This is a genomic window from Pontibacter silvestris (assembly GCF_020907275.1).
Taxonomy (GTDB): Bacteria; Bacteroidota; Bacteroidia; order Cytophagales; family Hymenobacteraceae; genus Pontibacter; species Pontibacter silvestris.
In genome coordinates this window covers 72720-96005 of the sequence record NZ_JAJJWI010000006.1, presented here as the reverse complement: position 1 = coordinate 96005, position 23286 = coordinate 72720, and the positions used below count along the sequence as shown (strand labels likewise).

The window sequence follows — 23286 nt, the reverse complement described above, 5'->3', positions numbered from 1 at the left end:
CCTTAATTCAATTTCTTATTATACTAAATAAGGTGCTTCTTATTTTTCACCATATCATATAGTAGCTCACGGGCACGGTGCAGCTGCGCTTTCACTGTCCCCAGGGGTGCATTTAGTTCGGTAGCAATTTCTTCGTAGCTCAGCTCGTTAAAATAACGCAGCGTAACCAAGCGCTGGTATTTGTCCGGAAGTTTAGCCACAACATACTGCATAATCTCAATCTTCTGATTCTTGATCGCTTCTTCCTGCGGGTTAAGGTTTTTATCTTTGAAGTCTATTGTTATCTCATCACCATTATCAATTTTAATAGCAGAGTCTATAGACATAGTCTTAATTCGGTTTTTACGAATAAAGTCGATGCAGTTGTTGGTAGCAATACGGAAAAGCCATGTACTGAAAGCATACTCCGGGTTAAACTTATGCAGGTTACGGAATGCTTTGGCAAAAGCCTCTATGGTTAAGTCTTCAGCATCGTCGGCATTGCGTACCATTTTAAGCACTACGTGGTATACTGGCTTTTTATATATGCTCATCAACTCAGCATAGGCTTTTTCATCGTTTTCTTCTACTGCTGCCTGAATCAGTTTGAAGTCGTGTTTAGCTTTTGCAGAGAATTGTTTATTTACTTCCATCTGAACTTTTTATACATTAATACAGATACCCCAAGGAAGAGATAGTTGAAAAAATAGACTATGTCGAGAACAGGTAGCAGCGGTATAGACAATTTATCATCGAGCCTGTGTGAAGCACGCACATAAACCGGAAAAACCATTAAGTACCGTACGCCTATTAGCGCCCCTAATATAGCTAATTGAACATTTGTAAAAAGAAGTATTATAGAAAGTACATAAAAAAGAACGTTTGATGCTACAAATGCTCCTATCTTTCTTTTATCAGCTGCTTTATACTGTCTCCCAACGGACATATGCCTTCTTTTCTGAATCAGCCATTCCCGAAACGTCTTTTTGGGAATGCTGGAGGTCTGCCCTTCCTTGTTGATAACAATGTTTGCTTTACTATTTCTAACAGCGTCGCGAATAAAAAGATCGTCGTCGCCGCCTACTGTTTTTATATGGGATGCAAACCCCTTGCTCCTAAAGAAACATGCTTTTGTGTAAGATAAGTTTCGGCCTACGCCCATGTAAGCATGACCTTTGTATGCATGAGACAAATACTGAATTCCGGTAAGCAAGGTTTCAAATCGGATAAGATGATTTAAGAATCCCTTTATCTTTATATACGGAGAATAGCCCAGTACAATTTCTACACCGCCTGTGTAGCCACTTTGCATCTTATAAATCCAATGCCTGCTACACGGGCGGCAGTCGGCATCAGTAAACAGCAGGTGCTCATATTTAGATGCTCTTATGCCCAACGCCACTGCGTATTTCTTAGAATTCAGATAATCTGGCGTCTTTTTTATCGTAACGACTTTTAAGTTGGAATATTGCCGTTCCAATTCATATAAGTAGAACTCTGTGTCATCTTCTGAGCGGTCATTTACCACTACTACCTCAAATTCCGGATACTCCTGGTCTACTAGTTGAGGTAGTAGTTCCATCAGATTCTCCAATTCATCATGGGCAGCTACTATCACTGATACAGGCCTCTGCTGGCCACCTGTTTCAGGATCATTATACTTTGTAAAAGGTAAAAAATAATAAAAAGAAAAATATAGCTGCACCAGCACACAAAGGCCTAGCAGCACCAGCAGTATAGTTAAGATCAATGGGAGTAATAGTTATTATTTGTTATTTACTGGCTGCCAATTATGCTCAGCCTTACTATTAAAATTTCTATGTCATAGAACATTAACATACGAGGCACCCAGCACTGATTTTATATTCAAATTTAGCTATTATACAATCATTTCCGAAGCCTTGTCTAATTTTATAGTAAGCTATGTTTTGTGCTACTGATGTTCTTATCTTTGCCGATTATTTTAAACAGTTTAATTAACCATAAGCCAGCACCTTAACTGGCGCATGATTGGCGCTGTTCTTGCAGTAGATAGCGCTGACAACCTGAACTATGCAATTTTCACTATTAGCCAAAGATACACAGTCTAAAGCCCGTGCGGGTGTTGTACAAACAGACCACGGAGCGATTGAAACACCGATTTTTATGCCGGTAGGTACAGCGGGCACTGTTAAAGCCGTTCATCAGCGTGAGTTGAACGAAGATATAAAGGCCGAGATTATACTTGGTAACACCTACCACTTATACTTGCGCCCTGGCATGGAAGTACTTGAAAAAGCAGGAGGTCTGCACAAGTTTAACGGCTGGGACAGACCAATTCTTACAGACAGTGGGGGCTACCAAGTGTTCTCATTAGCAGGAACACGCAAAATAAAGGAAGAAGGCGTTAAGTTCAGATCTCATATTGATGGTTCTCTGCTGGATTTTACACCAGAATATGTAATGGATGTGCAACGTACCATCGGAGCCGACATCATTATGGCTTTTGATGAATGCACCCCCTACCCTTGCGACTACGGCTATGCTAAAAACTCGATGGAGCGCACGCACCGCTGGCTACAACGCTGTGTTGACCGCTTTGACAGCACTGAACCCAAGTATGGTTACAGCCAGACACTTTTCCCTATTGTACAAGGCAGCACCTACAAAGACCTTCGTGTAAAGTCGGCAGAAACTATAGCCAGTTTTGGCCGGGAAGGCAATGCCATTGGAGGTTTGTCTGTAGGAGAACCTGCTGAAATGATGTATGAGATGACAGAGCTGGTATGCGATATATTGCCAGCTGATAAGCCTCGCTACCTGATGGGTGTAGGTACGCCAGCTAACATTCTGGAGAATATTGCTTTGGGGATAGATATGTTCGACTGTGTGTTACCAACCCGAAATGCCCGTAACGGCATGCTGTTTACTACACAGGGTATTGTAAACATACGCAACAAGAAGTGGGCAGACGATTTTTCTCCTATAGATGCTGAACTGGGCGGTTATGCCAGTACGTTTTATTCCAAAGCCTACTTACGCCATCTGGTACACGCCGGAGAAATGCTCGGGGCACAGATTTCCAGTGTGCATAATCTTACATTTTATCTATGGTTGGTAAAACAGGCACGTCAACAGATCATTAACGGAACTTTCCGCGATTGGAAAGACATAATGGTAAAGAAACTAATGACAAGGCTCTAATAATTAATTAGATATAAAAGATTATGAGTTAGAAATTATAGTATGCCGCTAGTTGCCTTCTCTCAACGGGCATTTATAATTTCTAATTTTTGATTCATAATTAAGTAAAGCGTGAAACTGCTCGACAAATATATATTAAAGAAATTTCTGAGTACGTTCGTATTCACAGTACTTATATTGGTAGCCGTTATTTGTGTAATTGACTTTACGGAGAAAAACGACGACTTTATAAAGCATGACGTGGCCGTATCGGAGATTCTGTTTGACTATTATATAAACCTGATCCCTTTCTGGGCCAATATGCTCAGCCCGATCACCGTATTTATTGCCACTGTTTTTGTAACAGCTAAACTGGCTTCACATACCGAGATAGTGGCCATGCTGAGTAGTGGCATTAGCTTCAGGAGGCTATTGGTCCCTTATATTATGGGGTCAACCATTATTGCGGCAGTCATATTTGTATTAATAGGATGGGTAATTCCCAAGGCTAATGAAAAAAGCGTTGCTTTCCAGGTAAAGTATGTTAAAAGCCCTTATACTTACGATGGCCGCAACGTACACTTTAAAATAGCTCCTAAAACGTATGTCTACATGGAGAGCTATAATAATACAGCTAAAATTGGCTATAATTTCGCATTAGAGTATATAGACGGTACAGAATTAAAGAAAAAGCTATCCTCTAACCATGTTACCTGGAACGAAGAGAAGCAAAAGTGGCACGTAGACAGTTATGTACTGCGCACCTTTAACGGAGAGCAGGAAACCATTCTGAAAGGTGGTGCATTAGACACAACCCTTAATCTTTTACCAAAGGATTTTGAAAGCACTTATAAATTAGAGCAAACGCTTACCATTACGGAACTGAACGACTATATCAATGAAAAAATTGAACGCGGAGCTGACGATATTGAAGTTTACCTGATCGAAAAGTACGAGCGTTTCAGCTACCCGTTTGCCATTATTATACTTACTGTTATAGGGGTTATTGTAAGCTCCCGCAAGGCCAGAGGAGGTGTTGGTTTCCAGGTTGCACTGGGCTTCTTTCTTGCTTTTGTTTTCATCATTTTTGTGATTACCAGTCGTAGTCTGGCGCAGGTAGGTGATATTCCGCCACAAATTGCCGCCTGGATACCAACTATCGTATTTACAGGAATAGGTTTCTTACTGTACCGTTACGTTCCACGCTAATGCCTCGTCTGAAAGATTTTATTGAGCTGCACTTTATCATTTTCCTGTGGGGTTTTACGGCCATTCTGGGCAAACTAATAAGTATACCTGCTGTAGAACTGGTATCTGTTCGTACACTTATAGCTACCCTAGCGCTAGGAGCCATCATTTACAAACGCGGCACTCCTTTCTGGCTGGGCAGCCTTAATATCTTAAAGATTATGGGAGTAGGCTTTTTAATAGCAGCTCACTGGATATTGTTTTTCACCTCAGCACGAGTGGCATCCGTGTCAATCTGCCTGGCAGGCATGGCAACCTGTAGCTTATGGACGGCTATTCTGGAGCCGCTAGTCAGCAAGAAACAGATAAAACCTCACGAGGTGTTCTTAGCTCTTCTCATCATAGTGGGGCTTTACATTATTTTCAGGTTTGAGTTTGACCATGCGCTTGGCATTCTGATGGCAGTAAGCGCTGCTTTACTAGCCTCTGTGTTTACTATCATAAACTCAAAGCTAGCTAAAGTCCACCCCAGCACTACTATCACCTGCTACGAAATGGCAGGTGCCTGTATCGGGTCTGTAATTTTCTACCCACTTTACACACAGTTCTTTGCGGAAGACGGAGCCCTTAACTTTTGTTTAACCGGTAGGGATTGGGTGTACCTGCTTTTACTTTCTCTAGTATGTACGGTGTATGCCTATACAGCTTCTGTGCGCCTGATGCAGAAAATATCGGCTTATGCCATGAACCTTACCGTAAACCTGGAGCCAGTCTACGGAATAATATTAGCATGGTTCATTTTTAACGAAGGCGAAAAAATGTCTACAGGCTTTTATTATGGTGCCGGTGTTATTTTGTTAAGTGTATTTGTCTACCCCATTTTAGATGCTTACTCAGAGCGCCAGAATAAACTAAAAAAGTCCTTGCCAAACGATGTAGTGATTGGGGAAGACTAAATCTGTTGGCGCATCTCCTTTAAAAAGCCCAAACACTGCTGAGCCGGAACCTGTCATAGAAGCATAAGCGGCTCCGGCATCATAGAGCTTTTCCTTTACTTTAGGCAGCTCCGGGTACTTAGGGAACAAAACCTTCTCAAAATCATTTTCCAGAATATTTTTCCACACAGGCACCTCCTGCTTTAGTAGTATTTCCATACCACAGCTAGGCTCTTCAGGCACAACGTTGCCGTAAGCCTCAGCAGTAGATATATGTATACCCGGATGTACTATAACACAGCTATAGCCTTTCAAATCCAGCGCTACAGGCTGAAATATATCTCCTTTTTCAGAGACTACTACAGGCTTGTTCCGCACAAAGAAAGCACAGTCGCTACCTAACTTACGGGCATACTCTTCCAATGTATCAGCATTTAAATCCAGCTCAAACAGCTTATTAAGTATACGCAGGGTAAAGGCAGCATCGGAAGAACCACCGCCTAAACCTGCTCCCATAGGTATTACCTTATGTAAATGCATGTGCACCGGAGGCAACTTAAAATCCTGCTGCAAAAGCTTATATGCCTTATAGCAAAGATTCGTTTCCAGCTTACCTGGCACCGAAAGACCAGTTATATCAAAGCGCTCTTCTTTCGAAGGCAGAATTTCCAGAGCATCACACCATTTAACCGGATAAAAGCAGGATTGCAAATTGTGGAAACCATCAGGCCGTTTAGAGGTAATATATAAACCCAGATTTATTTTTGCGTTAGGGAAATCAAGCATCAGCTTACGTTTACTTCTTAATTATACTGCAATCTATAAATTTGTACCGACATGGCAGATGCAGCCTGTGCCAAATCTGAATTTTGTACGTACTACAGCTGTTGCGGTATAGGTGATTATTGTATATTGAAGACCTAACTAATAAAAGAAGCACTTTCCTATGTACAAAAAGTATGGTAAGCGGTTATTAGATATTGTAGTAGCTACAGTACTGCTGCTATTAAGCCTGCCGCTATTTTTACTGCTGTACCCTTTCTTGTATGTAATTTATGGTGGCAATGTGTTCTTCAGGCAAAAAAGACCAGGCCTGTATGGGACACCTTTTTATATATACAAGTTAAAATCCATGACAGATTGCTGTAAAGAAGACGGCACTCTACTACCTGATGCTGAACGCCTTACTGTTACAGGGAAAATTATTCGAAAGTTTTCGCTCGATGAGCTACCTCAGCTTTACAATGTTCTTCGCGGAGAGCTAAGTATAGTAGGGCCACGCCCCCTACTCACGGAGTACCTCCCGCTTTATACAAAAGAACAGGCGCAGCGGCACCATGTAAAACCGGGCATAACAGGTTGGGCACAAGTGAATGGCCGTAATGGTATCAGTTGGGAACAGAAGTTCAGCTATGATATTTGGTATGTAAGAAATTTGTCCTTCAAAACAGATTTGCTTATTCTGTTTAGGACGGCGATAAACCTTCTCCGCCCTAAACACATTAATGCACCTGGCCAGGCCACTGTAGCTCCTTTTACAGGCAGCCGAACCTCCAGCCCTTCCCTCTCATGCTAAAGCCTATTGCTATAGTCGGAGCCGGTGGCCTTGGAAAAGAAATACTGGTGCTGCTACACCAAATAAACGAAGTAACTCCAGTTTGGGATATAAAAGGCTTTTATGATGATAACACAGAACTACAGGGCCAGTTAATTAATGGCTTTCCATGCCTGGGCACCATTAATGATTTATCCTGTACTACTTCAGAACTATATGTTACTGTTGCGCTGGGTTCTCCTCATATAAAGGCCCAATTGGTGAATCGTCTTCAGAATCCAAAGTTACATTTTCCAGTACTCGTACATCCAACTGCAGCACTAAAGCCTTACCAACATATCTCCATAGCGGAAGGTACAGTAGTACTACAAGGAGCAGTGCTGACAACAAATATCAAAACAGGAAAACATGTACTGATATACCTGAATTGCACCGTAGGCCATGATGCCGTTATTGGTAATTTTTCATCATTGATGCCCGGTACAAATTTAGGTGGTAACACTATACTTGAAGATCAAGTATTTATGGGTGCTAATGCAACAGTGCTACAGGGAATAACCATTGGCACTGGCGCTATTGTGGGAGCCGGGTCAGTCGTAACAAAGAACTTACCAAACAGGTGCACAGCTGTCGGTGTGCCTGCAAAAATCATAAAGCATGACCAACTATAGTCCAGGAAGAATATTTTTGTCTGCGCCTCACATGGGAGGCCACGAGAAGAATTATGTACAAAAGGCAATAGAAGACAATTGGGTCACTACGGTAGGCCCTAATATCCAAGGCTTTGAGCATGATATCTGCCAGCATACAAATGCCCGCCATGCAGTAGCGCTTAACTCTGGAACAGCCGCCATACATGTAGCCTTACGTGTAGTAGGTGTTAAAGCCGGGGACGAAGTATTGTGTTCTACTTTTACTTTTGTAGCTACTCCTAACCCTATATTATATATAGGTGCCACACCTCTTTTTGTAGACAGTGAGCCTGACACCTGGAATATGAGCCCAACAGCTTTGAGAGAGGCTATTGAAAATCGGCTCAAGAAGGGGAAGAAGCCATCCTGCCTCCTACTGGTTCACTTGTATGGTATGCCAGCCAAGCTGAAGGAACTCATTGAAATAGCGAATGAGTTTGAAATACCTGTTATTGAGGATGCCGCAGAAGCACTAGGTTCTCGTTACGGGGGACATCAGGTGGGAACGCTGGGACAGGCTGGTGTTTTTTCTTTCAATGGGAATAAGATTGTCACCACTTCAGGAGGCGGCGCTTTAGTAACGGCAGATAAAAACATAGCAGAACAAGCCCTGTTCCTGGCTACGCAGGCAAAAGATCAGGCTACACATTACCAGCATTCACAACTTGGCTATAACTACCGCATCAGCAATATAAGCGCAGGCATTGGGCGTGGGCAAATAGAGGTACTGGAAACACGCGTAAAACAACGCAGAGAAATTTACAATTACTATAGAGAAAAGTTACAAGACATTGAAGGCATCATTTTTAAGCCCGAACCCAAAGGTTGCTTCTCCAACCGCTGGCTTACCACTGTGTTGTTATCGGAAGACCTTAAGGTAAGCCCTGAGGAAGTGAGGCAAACACTAGAAAAGGAAAATATAGAAACCCGCCTCCTCTGGAAACCAATGCACCTGCAACCTCTCTTCAAAGATAGTTTGTACTATGGTGATGGTCTTAGTGAAAAGCTTTTCAACAGAGGCCTGTGCCTGCCCAGCAGCAGTAACTTATCAGAGGAAGAGCTTGACAAAGTAGTAAAAGCACTGAAGCGGCAATTTGAAGTATAGGTGCTTCTTCTTGGCATTACTGCTATAATGCCTTTGAAACTGAAGCAGTCTGAACAGGAAGAAGCGCTCTCAAGACTGCCTCTTCCTGTTCAGACTGCTTATATACATTATTAATTAATGTTATCCAGCGCTGCTTCCAACTCAGCTATAAGCTCTTCAGGTTCTTCTATCCCGACAGATAGCCTTATTACGCCAATTGTTATTCCCATATTCTGTTGCTGCTCCGAAGAAAGAGATCTATGAGAGGTACGAAGCGGATGAGAAATGGAAGTATTAACTCCAGCCAGCGACGGAGCAAAAGGAATATGTTCCAGTGCCCTCATAAACTTGTTAACAGCTTCCTCTGTATCATCTTTTAACCGGAAAGAAAGCATTCCCCCGAACAAGCCTTCTCCTTGCTCTTTAGCCAACTCATGTTGTGGATGTTGCTCTAAGCCCGGGTACCAAACCTGTTCTACTTTTGGATGCCCCTGTAAATAAGCGGCTATAGTCAAAGCATTTGAGCAATGCTGCCGCATACGTATCCAAATTGTTTTAAGTCCTCTTACTGCCAGCCAACTGTCGAATGGGCTTAAATTTAAGCCATAGGTCATCATAACTTTCAATACACGCTGTGCATCTTCAGCCTCTTCGCATATAACCACTCCTGCTGTTACATCACTATGACCGGAGAGGTATTTCGTTACACTATGTACCACTATGTCGGCACCTAACAACAGTGGCTTAGTCAGTATCGGCGATGCAAATGTGTTATCAACTATCAACTTAATGCCTTGCTTCTTTGTCTCCTGTGCCAGACGCCTTACATCCAGTACCTGCACCAAAGGATTGCTGATTGTCTCAGCCAGCATCATACGTGTATTAGGCTGCACATACTCATGTAAAGAATAGGTATCAGAGGCAGGCAAAAAACTCACTTCTATTCCCATTCGTGTTAGCTCTTGCCTTATCAAAGCAGACGACCCTCCATATACCTCCTCAGCACATAAAATATGATCCCCAGCTTTGCAGAACCCTAGTATAGCAGCTAAAATAGCCGACATGCCCGATGAAGTAACCACAGCCCCAGCTCCTTGTTCCAACTTATTTACTTCCTGTGCCAGTTCGTCAGAATTAGGATTGCCATAGCGGGTGTACATATAGCTTTGTCCTGGTTGTTCAAAATACAGTTCCAGTTCATTCAGGTCTTCGAAGTTGAAAACGGAAGTCTGGTATATAGGCGTAATTTTTGGCTTGATATCCACTACTATGAGTTTTGGTTTAAAATGTGAGGTCTCTACAAAAATAGAAAAACCTGCTATTTTCACACTCGTCTTTAGTTTTATTTCAGCGGATACAACAAATAAAATTTGGCTGTGGTCTAGAATGTATGATATTGGAATAAGTATGGCAGCAAGGGTATTCATAGGAAGTTATGTGCGAGATAACTATCCAGGTAAACTGCCCCTACTGCCACAGTATGAAGGTAGTCAAAAACGGGGGAAAGCGCACGGGCAGGCAGAACTTTCTGTACCGAGGCTGCGGCAAACAGTTCCAGTACGCCTACCAGAAGGCAGGCTGCCGACCTGAGGTAAAGCGGCTGGTGTTGCACATGCTGGTGCGCAACTCCGGCATCCGCGACATTGAAAAGGTGACGGGCGTGCACCGGCAGACGGTGCTCAGGTGGCTAAACCAGCAGGCTGCCCAATGCCATTTCAAGCACCGCCTCAAAAGCTACTCCTCTGTGCAGATAGACGAGGTGTGGACCTTTGTCGGTCAACGCAAGAAGCGCAAGAGATGGCTTTTCTACGCCTATGCTCCAGAAACCGACGAGGTGCTGGCATGGAGCTGGGGGAACCGCAGCCAACAAACTGTCAGAAGGCTTTACCGGCAGCTCCAGGCGCTCGATATTGGCTGGCTGTGCACTGATGACTGGCCCGCCTTCGGCAAAGTGCTGCCAGTCGAAAAGCACCTGTGGGAAAGACTTACACCAGGAACATCGAGGGGGTGAACCTGTGCCTGAGAATAAGAAACAGAAGACTAGTCAGAAAAACAGCCTGCTTCTCTAAAAAAGAGCAGAATCATTACAGTGCCATGAAGCTAATATTCTATTACCGAAACCATCATACATTATAGACCAAAACCTAAAATTTAAACAATCAATAAACAATTATTTCTCCCCTTCTCTGCTTTACCGCTTAAAACGGTAGAATTTACCAACCAATTAAATGTGACAGTTACATAAAAAAAGCCTTCTGCTTATAAAAAACAGAAGGCTTTTTTTATGTAGTACTTTATTTCTTTACACGATTACAGACTCAGCAAGCACAATAATTTTATTGTTCAGTACTTCTACCACACCACCATCTACAGTAAAGAACTCCTGCCCTTTATTAGTAGTGATACGGATAGTGCCTTTTTCCATCGTGCTGATGAGTGGCGCGTGCGAGTTCAGCACTTCGAAAGAGCCATTTGCTCCAGGAAACTGTGCGGTCTCCACCTCACCGGCAAAAACCTTGTTATCAGGTGTGATTATTTCTAAATACATCTTTAGTAGTTAAGAGTTTAGAGTTAAGAGTTAAAAAAGAATTGGCGAACACAACTCAGAACTTTTAACTCTTAACTTTTAACTATAAAATCTATCTTGCTTCGGCTAACATTTTCTCACCTTTCGCAACAGCATCTTCAATGGTACCTACCAGGTTAAATGCTGACTCAGGAAGGTGGTCATGTTTACCATCCATAATTTCATTGAAGCTTCTGATAGTATCCTTGATATCAACAAGCACACCTTTCAGGCCAGTAAACTGCTCTGCCACGTGGAACGGCTGAGAAAGGAAACGCTGTACGCGACGTGCTCTGTGCACCACCAGTTTATCCTCGTCAGAAAGCTCATCCATACCAAGGATGGCGATAATATCCTGAAGTTCTTTGTAACGCTGCAGAATTTCTTTGACACGCTGCGCTGTGTTGTAGTGCTCATCGCCCAACACATCAGCAGATAGAATACGTGAGGTAGAATCCAGAGGGTCTACCGCAGGGTAAATACCTAGCTCAGAGATTTTACGGGAAAGTACTGTAGTAGCATCCAAGTGAGCAAAGGTTGTTGCTGGAGCAGGGTCAGTTAAGTCATCCGCAGGTACATAAACAGCCTGTACAGATGTAATTGAACCACGTTTTGTAGACGTAATACGCTCTTGCATGGCACCCATTTCAGTTGCCAGCGTTGGCTGATAACCTACCGCAGATGGCATACGCCCCAGAAGGGCCGAAACCTCAGAACCTGCCTGAGTAAAGCGGAAAATATTATCAATAAAGAACAGGATATCACGACCAGCACCAGCAGTGTCTCCACTGTCACCATCACGGAAGTTTTCGGCAACAGTAAGACCGGCAAGAGCAACTCGGGCACGTGCCCCAGGCGGCTCGTTCATCTGACCGAATACCAGGGTAGCCTGAGACTTAGCCAACTCATCCATATCTACTTTAGCGATGTCCCATGCCCCCTCTTCCATAGCGTGTTTAAAAGCATCGCCATATTTAATTACACCTGATTCAATCATCTCACGCAACAGGTCATTACCCTCACGTGTACGCTCACCAACACCGGCAAACACAGAAAGACCAGAGTAAGCTTTTGCAATGTTGTTGATCAACTCCATGATCAGTACTGTCTTACCTACACCGGCACCACCGAAAAGACCAATTTTACCACCTTTTACATAAGGCTCCAGAAGGTCTATTACCTTGATACCTGTATAAAGCACTTCTGATGAAGTAGCAAGATCTTCGAAACGAGGAGCTGCTCTGTGTATCGAAAGGCCACCAGTGCTTACTGGTTGTGCAATACCATCAATGGCTTCGCCAATCACATTGAAAAGGCGCCCTTTAATACCTTCGCCTGTCGGCATTTTGATAGGAGAACCCAGATCCAGTACTTCAGCTCCACGAGTAAGACCTTCTGTAGAGTCCATCGCGATGGTACGTACACGGTCTTCGCCAAGGTGCGTCTGACATTCCAGTATAATTTTCTGGCCATTGTCTTTCGTCACTTCAAGGGCATCCAAGATATTTGGTAGCTTAGTGTTTTCACCCACAAAGCTAACGTCCACAACCGGGCCGATAACCTGGGTAATTCTGCCAATATTCGCCATTTGACTTTTTATATTGATTAACTTTTTGTATAAACGGAGTTGTATTAGGGTGCAAAATTAAGGTATAAATCTTGTAAAACCATACAACCCAAAGAAAACTTTTGCCTTCTTTAGTATTAATCAATAATAGTTTAAGGCTTATTCGCTTAAGCATTAATTATAGTCCAAACCATGAGCCTTACATATGTAGCATAAAGTACAGGTTTATGAACCGCTTAAGCACAAATGTTCTACACTTACTTTTAGGACAGTCAGTAATAATCTAGAATTAAGAATTGAAGAACAGACAACTATCACAGGTTCTTTAGTTCCTCGATCTGCTCATCATTCAACAAGATGTACCTGTTGTTAAAGGGATTAGCATAAAACTTCTCTGCGATGATATACTCACCGGACTTAAGCTTATGGATGTTGTAGCTAAAAAGCGGGTTAGAACGCTCAATTACAAGCTCTGTATGGCGAAGATCAAGCTCTTTTCCACAAGTAGTAATAACGATATCAGGATTTATAGTCATATTGAAACCCGGTAATAAAAATAGGTAATGCTGAATTCTTTACGAAAAGAAACCTAGCTTGTGACACCATATTACCAGAAAAAAACATATATCTATTATAAAAGAAGATATATACTAAATACTCTAAATAAACTTATATAAGCAACATTATTCTTACCCTTTCTCCTGCAAAAACATGTTAAATTGTATTGGCTCCTTACATTCTTAACTATCAGTTTTGCATTCCATCCAACTAAGCCAAATAAACGTGAGATAAGAACTCACAACAGTAGAAACAGCACAAACCCTGTTCCTCTGAAAGAGGAAATTGAACCTATTGAGCAAATTTAGGGCGTCAACAAACTTTACGGGGCTAAGCGTTTTTCTGTAGTCTGGCCGGAGCACTGTCCAATTACCTAACTTAAGGCTACCTAAAACATCGCCTCGTGTATTAGTAGAGGCAGGCAAAATAGACAGGTTCCTTTATTCCTTATCAATCCTACTAGACATGCTGAATGTAATAGATAACAAAGACACCAGAACGGCTCTGGTTTTCCAGAACGTTGGAAACCTTAGTAGTCTCGTAGGACACGTGCAGCCCCCTCTTCTGAGTGCTGCATTCTTACCATAATATAAAACTATCTCCTGCCCCGTTCTTTAATAACAATAGAGCAATAGCAAAAAGTACAGAATACTATAAAAGAAGTAATCGCTCAGAAACTGGTAAGACCAGCGCACTACCTTACTGAAGCAAGTTTATATTTCGCTTCTTAGTCAGCCATGCCAAATTAGTTAGGTTTTGACGTGGAGGCAGAGAAAAAATTCAGAAAAGATGAATTTTTATTTGGAGAAAGTAAGAGCCGTGTTGTTCTGTCGGTAGTACTGGAGCAATAAACTGCCGTTGAAAAAGCTACCCAAAATAAAAGGGTGAATCTCACTAAATTAGACAATGTAACAGGCCTTAACTGCCATATATATGGAGACCTTTCCCACAGTATCAGTGTAGCTAAAAAGTACTTTGACACCTCTCTGGAGCAGATTTCAGATTAAATTTTAAAAAAAATTTTACAGCAAATGTTTGCAGTTTAAAATCGTCTCTCTATCTTTGCATCACCAAACGACAACAGAACAACAGTTCTAAAGTTTAGTAGGGAGATTGTCCGATGGTGTAACTGGCAACACGTCTGATTTTGGTTCAGAAGAGTCCAGGTTCGAGCCCTGGTCGGACAACTTAAAAGAGAACAACATGCGGCGAGTGTGTTGTTCTCTTTTGCTTTTATAGCAGCCTGTAACTATTTAAATACCAGTTTTCTGGTGCCAAGTATCAGGATTGTTCGTAGCTTTGCAGGCATAATAAACTAAACCTAAACCCAAAATTCTTTAGTATTTAGCACCATTATGCCACAGGTTAAAATTTTCTCTGGTACCGCTTCCAGATATTTAGCTGAGAAAATAGCTACTGCTTATGGGCAGCCACTCGGTGATCTGACCGTCTCCAGTTTTAGTGATGGAGAAATAGGCGTACACTTTAACGAGTCCATTCGTGGAGCAGAAGTATTTCTTGTACAATCTACTTTTCCGCCAGCTGATAACCTGATGGAGTTAATGCTGATGATTGACGCAGCAAAGCGTGCATCAGCTCATAAAGTAATTGTGGTAATGCCTTATTATGGCTACGCACGACAAGACAGAAAAGACAAGCCACGTGTATCTATAGGTGCTAAAGTAGTGGCTAACGCTATACAGTCTGTAGGCGCAGACCGCTTGATGACCTGTGATTTGCATGCCGGACAGATACAGGGCTTTTTTGATATACCGGTAGATCATTTAAATGGCTCTGCTATTTTTGTACCCTACCTGCGTAGTCTGAACCTAGGCAGTGATCTTATTTTTGCATCTCCGGATGTAGGTGGCGTGGTTAGAACCAGAGCTTTTGCCACTAATTTTGGGGCAGAAATGGTAGTATGCGATAAGCATCGCAAGCGTGCCAACGAAATTGCCTCTATGCAGGTAATTGGTGATGTAGAGGGGATGGATGTAGTTTTAGTGGACGACATGATAGATACAGCAGGTACTATCACAAAAGCTGCGCAACTGCTGAAAGAAAAGGGCGCTAAAACAGTACGCGCCATAGCAACGCACCCAGTACTTTCTGGCCCTGCTTATGAGCGCATAGAGAACTCAGTACTCGAAGAACTTGTTGTATCAGATACAATACGTCTGAGGCAGGAATGTTCTAAGATAAAAGTACTTTCTTTCTCACAGTTATTTGCCAGAGCGATTAATAGTGTAGTAACGCACGACTCAATCAGCTCATTATTTATTTAACAAGGCTATACTTTTGTAGCAATAAACAATTTAAAAACAATTTTTATGAAAACGTTAGAGATTATAGGGTTTAAAAGAGCAAATCTCGGCAAGCAAGTTTCTAAAGAACTACGCAATGAGTCTTATGTACCAGGCGTACTTTATGGCGGTGCTGAGCAAGTTCACTTCTATGCACCAGCTATTCTGTTCAGAGACTTGGTTTATTCTCCAGAAGTATACGAAGTAGACCTTAATATCGAAGGTACTCATTACAGAGCAGTTCTTCAGGATGCACAGTTCCACCCAGTAAACGAAATGCTTCTGCACGTTGACTTCCTTCTGCTACAGGACGACAAGCCAGTTAAACTTGATATTCCTGTGAAATTAGTAGGAACATCACCTGGTGTGATTCTTGGTGGTAAGCTTGTAACAAACCTGCGTAAGATGAAAGTAAAAGCACTTCCTGCTAACCTTCCTGATTATGTAGAAGTTGATATTTCTGATCTGGAACTTGGAAAGTCTATCAAAGTTAACAAGGTTAAGCCTGTAAACTACGAGATTCTTAACAACCCAAGCGCACCAGTTGCAACAGTTACTATTCCTCGTGCTCTTAAGAGTGCACAGATGGAAGAAGCTCGTGCCGGTAAAAAATAAGCCAAATATAGCTTTCTTATTAAATCCTGTCCTGCCCCGTGCAGGGCAGGATTTTTAGTTTAAACCTGCTTTTGAGATGCTATATATCCAGGCCTTGCACCTAAATTCTTTAACTGCTACTAAATTTAGTTTGTTTTAACAGGCAAAATACAACTCTAAAACTAAACAGCCATAGTCTAACGTCTTATAGAATGTTACAAACTGTAAAAAGGTGGCTGGGCTTAACTAATGAACAACCTGCTACTTCTGAAGATACAACCATGAAATACCTGATCGTAGGCCTCGGAAATATTGGCCCTGAATATGCTGAAACTCGTCACAACATTGGCTTTATGGTACTTGACTACCTGGCACAGAAATATGGGCCTGCCAGTTTTGAAGTTAACCGCCATGCTTTCGTGACAGAGATAAAAACCAAAGGCCGCACCTTTGTATTGGTAAAACCTACTACATACATGAACCTGAGTGGAAAAGCAGTTGGTCATTATTTAAACAGCCTGAAACTGTCGCCAGAGCAAATGTTGATTATTACAGATGACATTGCACTCCCTTTCGGTAAAATCCGCATTCGTATGAAGGGAAGTGCCGGTGGTCATAACGGGCTAAAACATATTGAGCAGACACTCGGGCATAATAACTACCCTCGCCTCCGCTTTGGTGTAGGTGACGCCTTTTCAAAAGGCAAACAGGTCGATTACGTATTAAGCACGTTTACAGCAGATGAACAGGCAGAACTACAAACATTAATAGAAAAATCTGCTGATGCCGTTGTTTCATTTGGTACTATAGGGTTGGAACGAACGATGAACTTCTATAATACAAAATAAAAATTGCTGTTCTAAGTTTACATCGGTAGTCCACGTACTGTATTTCCTCTACAGCCTGCTTTTCAAAGCCATCATTTGGTAACCTGTTTACTAAATAAATAAAGCCTCTGCTGCTAGTATCAGCAGAGGCTTTATTTATTTAGCTGGCTGAAATACATACATTTGTACCAATGCCACCTTACCGACTTCTTAAACTATGAAAAGAGTTTTTCTTCTCTACCGCAATGCCTTTGGCGGCCTTTCCAAACCCGCCTGGATGATGTCGCTGGTAATGCTTATAAATCGAAGTGGCGCTATGGTAACGCCCTTCCTGAGCGTTTACCTTACAGAAGTGCTGCATTATAGTTTAAAAGAGACAGGGGCTGTACTGAGTATCTATGGGCTGGGCTCTGTGTGCGGAGCATTTTTAGGCGGCTGGTTAACTGATAAAGTTGGTCACTTTAAAGTGCAGTTCATTAGCCTCACACTGGGAGGTAGTCTATACTTTGTGCTCCTGAACTTAAGGGAGTTTGAGTACATGGCTGCAGGCGTGTTTATACTGAGCTTAGTAAACGACTGTCTCCGCCCTGCCAACGCCTCCTCAATTGCCTCTTATGCCAAACCTGAAAATGTAACCAGGGCCTTCTCTCTTAACAGAATGGCCATTAACCTGGGTTTTTCAGTTGGTCCGGCCATAGGAGGCTTGCTGGCTGCTTTGTCGTACAAGTGGCTTTTTCTTGCTGATGGCGTTACCTGTTTAGGTGCAGGTGCTTTCTTTTTCTTTTATTTCCGCCATAAACAAGGCCATCAGCCACAGCATGAGTCAAAGCAGAAGCAGCAAGTTGCCACAACTGCCCGCTCACCTTACAAGGATTTAACTTTTATGCTTTTCGTATTGCTCTGCTGTAGTTTTGCAACTATCTTTTTTCAGTTGTTTTCTACCTTGCCGTTGTATTATAAGCAGGTGTTTATACTTTCAGAAAGTAACATAGGTATACTAATGGCTTTGAACGGCTTTATTGTTTTCCTCCTGGAAATGATTCTGGTATACCTGATAGGAGATCGCGTAAAAAAAGCTGTGATTATAGTGGCTGGCGTATTGCTTCTCGGCTTTTCCTTTGTACTCTTTAATATGATACAGCACATTAGCGTACTCTTCCTCTCTATGCTGCTTTTAAGTATAGCAGAGATATGTGCCATGCCTTTTATGACTACCATCACTGTAGAACGCTCCACCACCAGTAACCGTGGTGCCTATATGGGGCTTTACACAATTGCCTATTCTGCGGCACACGTTATTGCCCCATTTTTAGGCACCCACATTATTGCAGCGTATGGCTTTTCCACACTTTGGTGGGCAACTGGCGGGTTAGCAATAGTTACAGCCTTGGGAATTTATTTTGTAGTACAGGCAATGGAAAGGCACAGATCCGACAGAGAGACTATAGCAGCCTTAGCAGTAGACAACAAGATGGTAACAAGTTAAGGAATGCAGTAAAACATAACTTTTTAAATCCCATCAAATCCCTTTAGGTTTTATAAACACACTGCTTACTTAGCCATGTCACAACTTACAGTACAAGAGGTTTTGGCTAAGTAAGCTTCTTGTACTATAAGCTGTTGATTTCTTTTGATGCTCTGCTTTTAATTACAAGGGCTGCTTTTTGTAGTATCTTCATTAATTGTTCCAGTTCGATGGGCTTGCTGATATAAGCATCTGCACCTGCGGCCATACATTCCTGCTCATCTTCCTTCAAAGCGTTGGCTGTAGTGGCAACAATGTAAGGTTGTACTCCAACGCCATTTTGCACCCTTATGATGCGCGTTGCTTCCAGGCCGCCCATCTCCGGCATCTGCACATCCATCAAAATAATATCATAAGCTTTCTTTTCGATGGCCTCTAACACCTGTACCCCATTCTCGGCCAGCTCCCACGCATAACCTAACTTTTCCAACACCATCTGTGCAAAAAGCTGGTTCATTGGGTAATCTTCAGCAACTAAAATCTGCAAAGGGTATTGTATGGCAAAACTATCGGTCAATTGGTTTTCTTCCAGCTCCTGCTGTTCCTCGCTTCGGAGCATTTTCAGGCAGTTTACCACTTGTTTGTGTAACTGCAACTGTTTTACAGGTTTTAGTAATATATTATAGAACAAGTTCTTCTCACTATATTCCAGCACGTTCCCGATAGAGTTCAGCAAAATAAGCGGAAGCTTCGTATCCTGCTGCCTTATGGCCTGAGCCAACGCTACGCCATCCATCTCAGGCATATTCATGTCAGTGATAATAAGATCGCACTTGTGCGTTAGCAATAGTTCTAAAGCCTCTTTTGCTGAGGCTGCCACCAATGTCTTAAACTTCCACTGCTGTAGCAGGCTTTTAAGAATGTCTCGGGTAGTAGCATTATCATCTACCACTAAAACCTGTTTCCCCTCCAACTCCAAAAGAGTCGGAGGAACATTAGTTTGAGCAGCTTGCGGACTTGCCTGCACAAGAACTGTGAAATAAAAAGTTGTCCCTTTTCCCAACTGGCTTTTTACACCAATACGCCCTTGCATCAGCTCTACCAGCCGCTTACAAATAGCCAAACCCAACCCTGACCCTCCATACTTCCGGGTTGTTGAAGAGTCTATCTGCGTAAAGGCCTTGAATAACTGGCCAGACTTTTCGTCTGCAATACCAATGCCTGTGTCTGTTATATCAAAAGCTAATTCAACCTGCTCCTTACTTAAGAAGCGTAGGCTTTTCACTCTTACTACAACCTCCCCTTCTGATGTAAATTTAACCGCATTCCCAACCAAGTTTATTAATATCTGTTTTAACCTGGTGCTATCTCCAACTACCTGTTGTGGCACATTGTGCTCCATCTGATACAGAATCTCCAACTGCTTTTGATAGGCTTTATCAGCAAACATATCCAGTACTTCTTCCAAACACTCTCTTAAGTTGAAGGGATGGTATTCCAGCTCCATTTTCCCGGACTCTATTTTAGAGAAGTCAAGGATATCATTAATAACAGCAAGCAAGCTTTTACCAGAAGCCCCAATTATTTCTGTATAAGTCTGCTGTTCCGGGTCAAGCTTCGTTTTAGACAGCAACGAGTTCATACCTATTACACCGTTAAGCGGGGTGCGTATTTCGTGACTCATGGTCGCTAAAAATATACTCTTTGCCTGGTTAGCTCTTTCTGCTTCTTTACGGGCGCTTTCAGCTTCTTCCCTGGCCTTCTGCTCATGCACTTTCTGGTTCTCAAGCTGCTGGTTCAAAACCTTTAAACTTTCCGCCTGTTGTTGCAGCTCTTCCTTTTGCCGGACTACTTCAGAGGTTCGTTGCTTTACCTGCCGCTCCAGCTCCTTCCTTTTCTGCTCAATTGATTTTACCCTATACTGATTTGAGACAAAAAAGGCACCAGCTATTACAGCGGTTACGAGTACTTTAAACCACCACGTCAACCAAAAAGGAGGCTTAATGATAATTCTGACAAAAGCACCCTCTTCATTCCAGACGCCGTCATTGTTAGAAGCTTTAACCTGAAACACATACTCTCCCGGATCAAGGTTTGTATAAGTAGCTTTGCGTTGTGTGCCCACATAATGCCATCCTTTATCAAACCCTTCCATTTTATAAGCATACTGATTCTCTTCTGGTGTCGTAAAGCTTAAAGCTGCAAACTCGAAAGACAGCACCGACTGGTCGTAGTCCAGCTCAATTACTTTTGTTTCGGCAATGTGCTGCTTTAGAGGTGAGTCTTCTGCACCAATTGCTAAGGATTTGTTGAATAGCTGAAAATCTGTAAATACAACAGCAGGCGCATACTTATTCTCTGGTACGCTGGCAGGGTCTATAACATTAAACCCATTCTGCCCTCCAAAATAAATTTCACCAGTACTAGCTCTTAAGCCCGACCCAGGTAAAAATTCATACCCCTGAAGCCCATTAAATAAACTGAAGTGTTTGCTTGTCTTGTTAACAGGATCAAACCGACAAATACCGTTATTGGTACTCATCCAAAGGTTGCCCTTTTCATCTTCGGCAAGGTAGTTAATAGTGTTGTTGGGTAAGCCTTGTTCTTCTTTATAGGAAATAAACTTCTTACGCTTTTCATCAAACATATTAAGGCCACCTCCCATAGTACCTACCCACATGTTTCCTTTTCTGTCTTCTAAAAAGGAAAGTACAATATTACTCCCTAAGTTACTGTTGCTCTTATGGTAGTGTGTAAACTTTTTAGTTGAAGGATTAAAAACACTGACTCCAGCGCCATACGTACCAATCCAGATATTCCCAAGCCTGTCCTCATAAAGGGCACGGATAACGTCATTTGCAAGGCTATCTGGCATATCAACATAGTGCCGGTACTTTTTAATAGTCTGTGTCTTATTGTTTAGTACGTTAACTCCTCCTCCGTTTGTACCAATCCAGACATTACCGTTTCTATCTTCCAACAGAGCATACACATTGTTGTTGCTTAACTGGTCCGGTCCCTCTCCCTGCTTATAATGCTTAAAGGTGTAGGTTGTCGGGTCATACCTGTCCATTCCTCCTCCATAGGTACCAATCCAGACATAGTCATTCTTTTTGCTCTGCAGCACCGTAAGTACAGAATAATTTGCCAGTGTATATTCCGGGTTAGCAGGATCAGGATTATAACGCAAAAACTGATTAGCAGACTTCTTAAACAGATTCAGAGCTCCACCATCAGTACCAACCCATATATCGCCTGCTGCACTTTCTGCAAAAGCGCTAACAACATTAAAGCTCAAGGTAAAATAATCGGCATAATGGCTGCTGTATTGCCTAAAGAAAGCCAGGTTCCTATCATATTTGTTAACTCCTCCCGAATATGTCCCTACCCACAGTATTCCCTGGTCATCCAGTAGCAAAGAGAGTACAACACTGTTATTTAAGCCTCCCTTATCAATGGGATTACTGACATATCGGGTAAATGTGCCTGTTTTGGTATTGAAGAGATTTAAGGCCTGCTCAGTGCCAACCCACAAGTTGCCGTTTCCGGCACTGATGACAGAAGCTACAGCCTGACCTCCAAGGCTTTCAGGATTTGCAGGTTCATGTTTATACTGCTTAAAAGTACCACTGCTCCTGTTAAGCAGGTTAAGGCCATTTTCTGTACCAATCCAGAGATTATTCTCTCTGTCTTCAAACATGGATTTAACAACATTATGGCTGATACTTCCTGGGCTATTTTCACTAGATAGATAATGCTTAAATCTTCCTGACTTTCGATCTAAAAGATTAAGCCCCTTGCGTGTGCCAACCCAGAGATTATCCTTCGTATCCTCAAAAACTGCGTTAATAGTGCCATGACTTAATGCATGATCTAGTGTTGAATCAGGCAGAAAATGAGTAATCTTTGTTGCTTTTTTATTTACCAGGTTCAACCCCCAGTTAGTACCTATCCATAAATTCCCCTGCCCGTCTTCATAAATGGAAGTAACATCTTTATGACTGAGACCAGGCTTGCTATCTGCACCTTCAAAGAAATGAACAAACGAATCTGTTGTTCTATCATAAAGGCTCAACCCTCCCAGATTACTACCTATCCATAAACGCCCTTGTCTATCCTCATAAAGTGTTGTAATATCGTTGGATCGCAGGCTTTTAGAATCTTTAGGATTGTTTCTGTATATTTTAAACTCATAGCCGTCATACCTGTTTAAGCCGTCCTGTGTTCCAAACCACATAAAGCCATACTTATCTTTCAGTATGCACTTTACTGTACTCTGTGAGAGACCATTTATGTTTGTCAGGTGTGTAAACCTGATATCAGGCTGCTTTGCAAAAGAGAATACAGAATAGAAACAAAACAATAAAAAAGTAAGGTAAACTTTCAGCATATAGTCGCCTGATACAGCCACAGCGGCTTATTTGTTCTTAAAAACCCATTAAGGTACTTTACCAACATACTTTCAAAACACCTTTAAATTAATAATTGTAAAATGTTATAGCCTGCAATTAAATATACAAGACACAAGCTACATAAAGCAATATTTTACAAACAAAAAATTGAACTTTTTAATTTTAATTAAATTAATGTTGCAACATTTTTATGTAAATATTTTAAGTTACAAATAAAACTTAAATTCAATAAATCAACTACTTTAAAGGTTATTTATTTTACAAAAGTCAGAGCAAAATCTTACTAAGCCAAACATCATAGCTTATACAAATTGAATTATACTAACACAAAGCGTACAAAATAATAGCCAGAATAGCAGCTGCTAAATAGGATTCTGAATGAATATGAATCTACAAGAT

The 23286-nt window shown here is 42.0% G+C and carries 18 protein-coding genes, 1 tRNA gene and 1 pseudogene; 12 read left to right on the top strand and 8 right to left on the bottom strand.

Annotated elements, in window-relative coordinates; translation table 11 throughout:
- Positions 1-23: 23 nt before the first annotated feature.
- Positions 24-632, bottom strand: a complete 609-nt coding sequence (locus LN995_RS07180; RefSeq protein WP_115567331.1) for an RNA polymerase sigma factor — start codon at positions 630-632, stop codon at positions 24-26.
- Positions 623-1729 carry a glycosyltransferase gene (locus tag LN995_RS07175; RefSeq protein WP_229959836.1) on the bottom strand — a complete coding sequence of 369 codons (1107 nt, stop codon included), beginning with the start codon at positions 1727-1729 and terminating at the stop codon, positions 623-625. The genes LN995_RS07180 and LN995_RS07175 overlap by 10 nt, the downstream gene beginning before the upstream one ends.
- Before the next feature lie 302 nt (positions 1730-2031).
- Here LN995_RS07175 and tgt point away from each other — a divergent pair, with 302 nt between their 5' ends.
- The 3 genes from tgt (at position 2032) to LN995_RS07160 (ending at position 5285) form a co-directional block, all read left to right on the top strand.
- Complete coding sequence (gene tgt / locus LN995_RS07170) at positions 2032-3162, top strand: tRNA guanosine(34) transglycosylase Tgt (protein ID WP_229959833.1); 1131 nt, start codon at positions 2032-2034, stop codon at positions 3160-3162.
- Positions 3163-3273: 111 nt separating this feature from the next.
- Positions 3274-4350 (top strand): LptF/LptG family permease, encoded by a 1077-nt coding sequence (locus LN995_RS07165; protein WP_229959831.1) that lies wholly within the window; start codon positions 3274-3276, stop codon positions 4348-4350.
- Positions 4350-5285: a DMT family transporter gene (locus LN995_RS07160; RefSeq protein ID WP_229959829.1), complete on the top strand. Its 936-nt coding sequence runs from the start codon at positions 4350-4352 to the stop codon at positions 5283-5285. The genes LN995_RS07165 and LN995_RS07160 overlap by 1 nt, the downstream gene beginning before the upstream one ends.
- Here the strand turns inward: LN995_RS07160 and ispE are convergent.
- Positions 5241-6050, bottom strand: a complete 810-nt coding sequence (ispE, locus tag LN995_RS07155) for a 4-(cytidine 5'-diphospho)-2-C-methyl-D-erythritol kinase (RefSeq protein ID WP_229959827.1) — start codon at positions 6048-6050, stop codon at positions 5241-5243. The two genes, LN995_RS07160 and ispE, sit on opposite strands and share 45 nt — an antisense overlap.
- Before the next feature lie 160 nt (positions 6051-6210).
- On the opposite strand from ispE, the gene LN995_RS07150 reads away from it, so the two are divergent.
- Genes LN995_RS07150 through LN995_RS07140 form a run of 3 tightly spaced genes read left to right on the top strand, consistent with a single transcriptional unit; the run spans position 6211 to position 8616 of the window.
- Positions 6211-6840, top strand: a complete 630-nt coding sequence (locus tag LN995_RS07150) for a sugar transferase (protein WP_229959825.1) — start codon at positions 6211-6213, stop codon at positions 6838-6840.
- On the top strand, positions 6834-7490 hold the full coding sequence (locus LN995_RS07145) for an acetyltransferase (RefSeq protein ID WP_229959822.1): 657 nt from the start codon (positions 6834-6836) through the stop codon (positions 7488-7490). The genes LN995_RS07150 and LN995_RS07145 overlap by 7 nt, the downstream gene beginning before the upstream one ends.
- Entirely contained in the window at positions 7477-8616 is a 1140-nt protein-coding gene (locus LN995_RS07140) for an aminotransferase class I/II-fold pyridoxal phosphate-dependent enzyme (protein WP_229959820.1), read from the top strand. Before LN995_RS07145 ends, LN995_RS07140 begins: the two co-directional genes overlap by 14 nt.
- Before the next feature lie 110 nt (positions 8617-8726).
- Here LN995_RS07140 and LN995_RS07135 read toward each other — a convergent pair whose 3' ends face one another.
- Positions 8727-9923 (bottom strand): trans-sulfuration enzyme family protein, encoded by a 1197-nt coding sequence (locus tag LN995_RS07135; protein WP_229959818.1) that lies wholly within the window; start codon positions 9921-9923, stop codon positions 8727-8729.
- Between the two features lie 107 nt (positions 9924-10030).
- Here LN995_RS07135 and LN995_RS07130 point away from each other — a divergent pair.
- Positions 10031-10731, top strand: a pseudogene (locus LN995_RS07130) (IS1 family transposase).
- 166 nt (positions 10732-10897) lie between these two features.
- On the opposite strand, the gene atpC reads toward LN995_RS07130, so the two are convergent.
- From atpC to LN995_RS07115, 3 genes are all read right to left on the bottom strand, one after another.
- Positions 10898-11143, bottom strand: a complete 246-nt coding sequence (gene atpC, locus LN995_RS07125; protein ID WP_229959813.1) for an ATP synthase F1 subunit epsilon — start codon at positions 11141-11143, stop codon at positions 10898-10900.
- A gap of 91 nt (positions 11144-11234) precedes the next feature.
- The gene (gene atpD / locus LN995_RS07120; RefSeq protein WP_229959812.1) at positions 11235-12749 is read right to left on the bottom strand and encodes a F0F1 ATP synthase subunit beta; all 1515 of its coding nucleotides are present in this window, start codon (positions 12747-12749) and stop codon (positions 11235-11237) included.
- A 293-nt stretch (positions 12750-13042) separates the two neighbouring features.
- On the bottom strand, positions 13043-13264 hold the full coding sequence (locus LN995_RS07115; protein WP_229959810.1) for a hypothetical protein: 222 nt from the start codon (positions 13262-13264) through the stop codon (positions 13043-13045).
- A gap of 1136 nt (positions 13265-14400) precedes the next feature.
- Here LN995_RS07115 and LN995_RS07110 point away from each other — a divergent pair.
- The 5 genes from LN995_RS07110 (at position 14401) to LN995_RS07090 (ending at position 18496) form a co-directional block, all read left to right on the top strand.
- Positions 14401-14473 (top strand) — tRNA-Gln (locus LN995_RS07110).
- A 168-nt stretch (positions 14474-14641) separates the two neighbouring features.
- Positions 14642-15571, top strand: a complete 930-nt coding sequence (locus LN995_RS07105) for a ribose-phosphate pyrophosphokinase (RefSeq protein WP_229959808.1) — start codon at positions 14642-14644, stop codon at positions 15569-15571.
- Between the two features lie 45 nt (positions 15572-15616).
- Positions 15617-16204, top strand: a complete 588-nt coding sequence (locus LN995_RS07100) for a 50S ribosomal protein L25/general stress protein Ctc (RefSeq protein ID WP_229959806.1) — start codon at positions 15617-15619, stop codon at positions 16202-16204.
- A 260-nt stretch (positions 16205-16464) separates the two neighbouring features.
- Entirely contained in the window at positions 16465-17031 is a 567-nt protein-coding gene (gene pth, locus LN995_RS07095; RefSeq protein WP_229960049.1) for an aminoacyl-tRNA hydrolase, read from the top strand.
- 196 nt (positions 17032-17227) lie between these two features.
- Positions 17228-18496 (top strand): MFS transporter, encoded by a 1269-nt coding sequence (locus tag LN995_RS07090; protein WP_229959804.1) that lies wholly within the window; start codon positions 17228-17230, stop codon positions 18494-18496.
- 124 nt (positions 18497-18620) lie between these two features.
- On the opposite strand, the gene LN995_RS07085 is transcribed toward LN995_RS07090, so the two are convergent.
- Entirely contained in the window at positions 18621-22886 is a 4266-nt protein-coding gene (locus LN995_RS07085; RefSeq protein ID WP_229959802.1) for a hybrid sensor histidine kinase/response regulator, read from the bottom strand.
- Positions 22887-23286: the final 400 nt, after the last annotated feature.